Here is a 4847-nt window from a genome sequence, read left to right on the forward strand (position 1 = left end):
GCACATCCGGCCAAATCCATCACCACTCAACCCACTTGGAACGGACCCGTTACGCAAGCCCGCGCAGCTCAGTCGGCAGGGCACCGATGGGGCGGGGACCAGGACGAAGGGCAAGGGACGGGGGTCCGTCCGGCCTGGGTCGGGAGCCCGCGCCCAGGCCGGGGACTGTAGCCGGTTCAGGAGACGGCGCCGGCCATTCCGCCGCTGCCGATCGGCTTGGGTGCGGAGAAGGGGGGCGTGTCCGGCCGGCACGTTGTTCCGGCCGGTGGGAGGGTGCCGTCGATGAAGTAGCGGCCGGTGTACGTGTTGATGCAGCTGCTGGGGTTGATCAGTGCGGTGTGCCCGTACCCGTTGTGGGTGAGCAGGCGGGCGTTGGCCAGTTGCTTGGCCATGGCCTGCGCGTTCGTGTAGGGAGTGGAGGGGTCGTAGGTGGTGCCGACCACCAGGACGGGGTGTGCTGTCGGCTTGTTCCACGGACCGAGGTAGCGGTCGGCGGCGACCGCAGGCCAGGTCGAACATCCCTCGACGGCCCAGGTCCAGAAGCGTCCGGCGTCGCCCGCACGGGCGGCAGCGGCCTCTTCCAGGCCGTGGTAGACGTTCGGGTCGCGCGGATTGGGGCTGTCCCCGCAGAGGACCGCAGCGCCCTGTTCCTCGCCCAGGTACGGATTCGGATTCGGGACTGCGGGTGGGGGCGGGAGCGGGGACGGCTCCGCGACGCGACCCTGCCACAGGTCCTGCAGCCTGCCGGCGAGGTTCGTCCACCCGGGGTGGACGATGTAGAGGCTGTTCACCACGTCGGCGACCGTGCCGGCATAGGTCCAGGCGCCCACAGGATGTTTACGGAGCTTCTGCATCAGCTGGTCGAACTTGTCCCGGGTCGCTTCCGGGCTGCCGGCGGAGAAGGCGCAGTGGGCGGTGGTGGTGGACCCGCACAGGGTGAGGAACTGGTCCAGGGTTGCTGCCGCGGTGCGGTCCGAACCCATGCGCAGGAAGGTCGTGAGCCGGGGGTCGTCGTCGGACGCGTGGTTCGTCCAGGCTTCGGGGTCGATGTTGCTGTCGAGGACCATGGCACGGACCTTGTCGGGGAAGAGATTGGCGTAGGTGGCGCCCAGGATCGTGCCGTAGGAGATCCCTTGGTAGGTGAGGTGTGACTCCCCCACCGCCCGGCGGAGCTGGTCGAGGTCCCGAGCGGTGTCGGTGGTCGACACGTGGCGCAGGAGCTCGGGGTCACGCTGCTCACAACGCCGGGCCAGATCCTTGTACGCGGCGATGAAGGCCGCCCGCTCCTTCTCCCCCACCGGGAAGCCCGCCGCTTTGCTCGCGCTCCAGTCAGCGGCTTCCTTGGGACTCGCGAAGCAGTTCACCGCGGTGCTGTTGCCGATCCCTCGGGGGTCCCAGCTGATGATGTCGAACCGCTCCCGCACCTCGCGCGGGAATCGCTCGTAGTTCTGTGGCATCTGCACCGTTCCGGGCCCACCGGGGCCGCCCGGGTTGAAGAAGAGGGTGCCGATGCGCCGGCCGGGGTCGGTGGCCTTCCGTTTGACGACTGCCAGCTCGATGGTGCGCCCACTGGGATTGTTGTAGTCCAGCGGTACCTTCGCGGTCGCGCAGTCGAACGCGCTGCCCCGAATGCAGGGGCTCCATTCCAACTGCGGGACGGGCACGGAAGGTGCGGGAGCACCTCCGGCCACGGCGAGGTCCTGCCCGGTCAGTACCGTCGAGCAGGTCACCAGCGCTGCGATGACCGCGGTATGACGTCGGCGACCCGCTCTGAACCCGCGTATAGCGCGTATAGGAGGCATGGGCGTACTCCGTCCTTCTCGCTCTTCGTCGCTGAGCGCCCGAGGCCGCCGATGTCCTGGACCTCGGCACGCGTCCGTGTCAACGACACAGCGATCCAGCGGCGCACGCGAGGCAGTGCGGCCGAATGGGCGAATTACTGCGGCCCGGCGACACGCGTGGTGATGACCAGCACCACCGGCCCTGCCCCGGCAGTGTGAATCTGCGGGAAGGTGAGGAAAAGCGCCCGGTTCAGCGGTTGATGGCCTGGATCTCCTGGACGACGACGTCCTGCGTGGCGCCGAAGGTACCGTCGGGAAGGTCGCCGCCCGCGCCGCCGGTGCCGGTCCACTCGATCTTCCAGGTGACCGTGGCCTGGAGCGGGAAAGTGCCGTCACCCGAGGACCGCAGGTACCTCACACCACAGGGCGGATCCCGGTCCGCCTTCCCCCTGGCGTACGGCTCACCGATCCGCCCGTCATCGATCTCGCAGACACCCGAAGCGGGGAACGTCTCCGCGTCGGGCGTGCCCGGCTCGATCTCCAGCGACACCGGCACCGCCGTGCCCGTCGCCTCGATACCGATCACCGGCACCGACGCGGTGACCGACACCGGCCTGAACTCCGCCCCGTCCAGCCACGCCCACGTCGGAAGGTTCACCTTGGCCTCCCCGGCAGGAGCCAGTGTCACCTCCGTACCCGGAACACGAATCTCCGCATAGGCGAGCTCCGCCAGAACCTCCGGAGTCACCGCATTCTCGATCCCGGCCGGCGGGGGATCACCCTGGTCCACCCAGAAGTAGTCCTCGTCACAGGAATCCCAGCCCGGGGGGTAGCTGTCATTGACGTAGGAACCCCACCAGTGACCCTCGCCGGTCCTGTCCTTGTTGAAGTCCTTCTCGGGCTCGTCCGGGTTGAGATACTTCTTCCGCTGCGTGGCATCCCACTCGTGCCCCGTCGACCCGGCCTCCCAGATCGGCTCCAAGTGCTTCTGCAACTGCTCCGGCGTGTACTTGGGGGCATACCAACAAGGCGGCGGCGCCCACGACGTGGCCGACCTCAACACACCCGCAGAACCACCACGCCCATTCTTCGAACGATCGAACACCACCCCGCCGACCGTGACGGACACGGTACCGTCGCCACCGGTTTCGGCATGTTGCTCCGTCCCGTCACGTGTGCCGTTCTCTCCCCGCCCACCGGCAAACGCCGCAGGCGCCACGATTACGGGAATGGAGACTAGTGCGGCAAGGGCCGCGATCCTTGTTGCCTTCCCTACGGCTGACACTCCTTGCTCCCCCGGTTCGACGCGACATCAGTGGTTTGCCAGACGCCATCAGCACGCTTTTCGAGCTTGGTGTTGTAAAGGACGTAGCTGTCTTCCGTCGTCGGCGTGTCCTTGACTTTCTCGGTTTTCTTGTTCTTGATGAAGGACTTGCTTTCGTCGGAGCAGTAGGTGACGTAGGCGCCGTTTTCCCCAGACAGACTCACCTTGTAGTCGAAGTACCGAGTCTCACCGACCCAGGTGTCGTCCTTCTTGATATATCCGAGCACGTACGTGATCGAGCCGCTCAGAGCCTTCTCGGTGTTGTAGAAGCCGAGCGCTTCGGTGTCCGTACTGCCGACGAAGATCGCTTCATCGACAGAGTTGACGCTCAATGCGCTGTCCGCGAGCACCGCGTCCTTCGCAGGATCGCCCGTCTTCTCGTACTCGAAAACATTCTTCGCATCCGAGGGGAAGTCGATCTTCGGGCGTCCCTCGGCGGCCGAGGCCGATGATTCGCTCGGCGGAGCCGACTTCTCGCTCCCCGTGTCCGCGCCCGCGATCTTGTCGCTGTCCTTGTCCTTGGTGGAGCCTTCGTCGCTGCCGCTGCCGCCGCAGGCGGAGAGCGTCAGGGCTGCGGTGGCGGTCAGTGCGAGCGCTGCGAGCAGGGTGGGGCGGCGGTTCACGGTCGGCTCCCGGTGGGGCGAGGCTTCTCTCGAGTGAACCAACGCTATCCAGCGATGCGTGACGAAACCAGAGAGATCAGTGACGACCTGCCGGGCACATCCGGCCAAATCCATCGCCACCCGGCCCACTTGGAACGGACCCGTTACGCAAACCGGCACCGCCGGCGCTCCAGGCGTCGCCGTCGATCGAAGGCGTTGTCACAGGGGGGCACTAGGTTCACTGCTCATGGGGTCGGCCGTGGCGTATTCGTCGCCGTCGCGCCCTGCATCTCACCTTGTTGACGGTTCATCAGGAGTTGTTGCCATGAGTATGGAAGCCACCTTCGCAGACTTCTCCGTCCACCCGGCCCGGCTTGCCAACGCCGAGGTCCGGCACGAGGACGGCCGGTTCGCCGGGTCCCATCTGGCTCTCGGTGCGGGCGGGTCCGTGACCATGGAGTTCGAGGTGGAGGATCCGGCGGACATCCCTCAGGCGACGCTCACCATGACCGCCCTCGTCTCCAAGCTCGGCCCCGAGCCGGGGTACGCCCCCGTCGACGTCCTGCTCCAGGGGGAGGCACTGGCCGAGGGACTCACCGTGCCCGGCGGCGGCGACCTCCCGCAGGACAACGTCTTCGCGGTGCCCGGGCATCTGCTCAAGGCCGGCACCAACACCCTGGAGATACGCTCCTCCGCCAAGGCCCGCAGCATGTTCTGGCTCTATCGGATCACGCTGGACCCCGTCGTCGAGCGCGGCCGCTCCGAGCGTGCGCGGACCGCACAGGCCGCTCGGGACTCGGTCTTCACGTACCGGACCGAACGCCGCTGCGCCCATGGCTCCTCGTCCCGCTCCTGGCAGGCGGCTCCCCGGCTGCTGTTCCACATCGACCGGGACGAGCACTCGCTGCCCGCGCAGCTCAGCTGGCAGGGCGATGACGGGACCGAGACGGCCATCAGCTTCCAGTCCAACATGTCGGACTTCCACGGCGTCCACCGCGCCGCCGACGGTACGGCGTACGAGTACCGGGGCCGTCTCACCGGCAGGTGGCCGTACTCGGAGGGCATGCCGAACGCCCCGATCTCCGGCTCGCACCACCTGCACCGCTTCCACACCGAGGAGGGCTGGTTGCGACACGACAG

The 4847-nt window shown here is 67.3% G+C and carries 3 protein-coding genes and 1 pseudogene; 1 reads left to right on the forward strand and 3 read right to left on the reverse strand.

The features are described from left to right. Nucleotides 1–176 precede the first annotated feature (176 nt). The 3 genes from AOK11_RS23025 to AOK11_RS23035 all read right to left on the reverse strand — a co-directional run bounded on the left by AOK11_RS23025 (nucleotide 177) and on the right by AOK11_RS23035 (nucleotide 3728). Entirely contained in the window at nucleotides 177–1730 is a 1554-nt protein-coding gene (locus AOK11_RS23025; RefSeq protein WP_240497456.1) for an alpha/beta hydrolase, read from the reverse strand. Between the two features lie 301 nt (nucleotides 1731–2031). Continuing rightward, on the reverse strand, nucleotides 2032–3066 hold the full coding sequence (locus tag AOK11_RS23030; RefSeq protein WP_079035022.1) for a hypothetical protein: 1035 nt from the start codon (nucleotides 3064–3066) through the stop codon (nucleotides 2032–2034). Continuing rightward, on the reverse strand, nucleotides 3054–3728 hold the full coding sequence (locus AOK11_RS23035; RefSeq protein ID WP_055595632.1) for a hypothetical protein: 675 nt from the start codon (nucleotides 3726–3728) through the stop codon (nucleotides 3054–3056). The genes AOK11_RS23030 and AOK11_RS23035 overlap by 13 nt, the downstream gene beginning before the upstream one ends. A gap of 304 nt (nucleotides 3729–4032) precedes the next feature. Between AOK11_RS23035 and AOK11_RS23040 the strand changes: the two are divergent. Beyond that, nucleotides 4033–4847, forward strand: a pseudogene (locus AOK11_RS23040) (alpha-1,2-mannosidase); the annotation flags it as partial.

Source organism: Streptomyces hirsutus, from assembly GCF_001418415.1.
GTDB classification, from domain to species: domain Bacteria; phylum Actinomycetota; class Actinomycetes; order Streptomycetales; family Streptomycetaceae; genus Streptomyces; species Streptomyces hirsutus.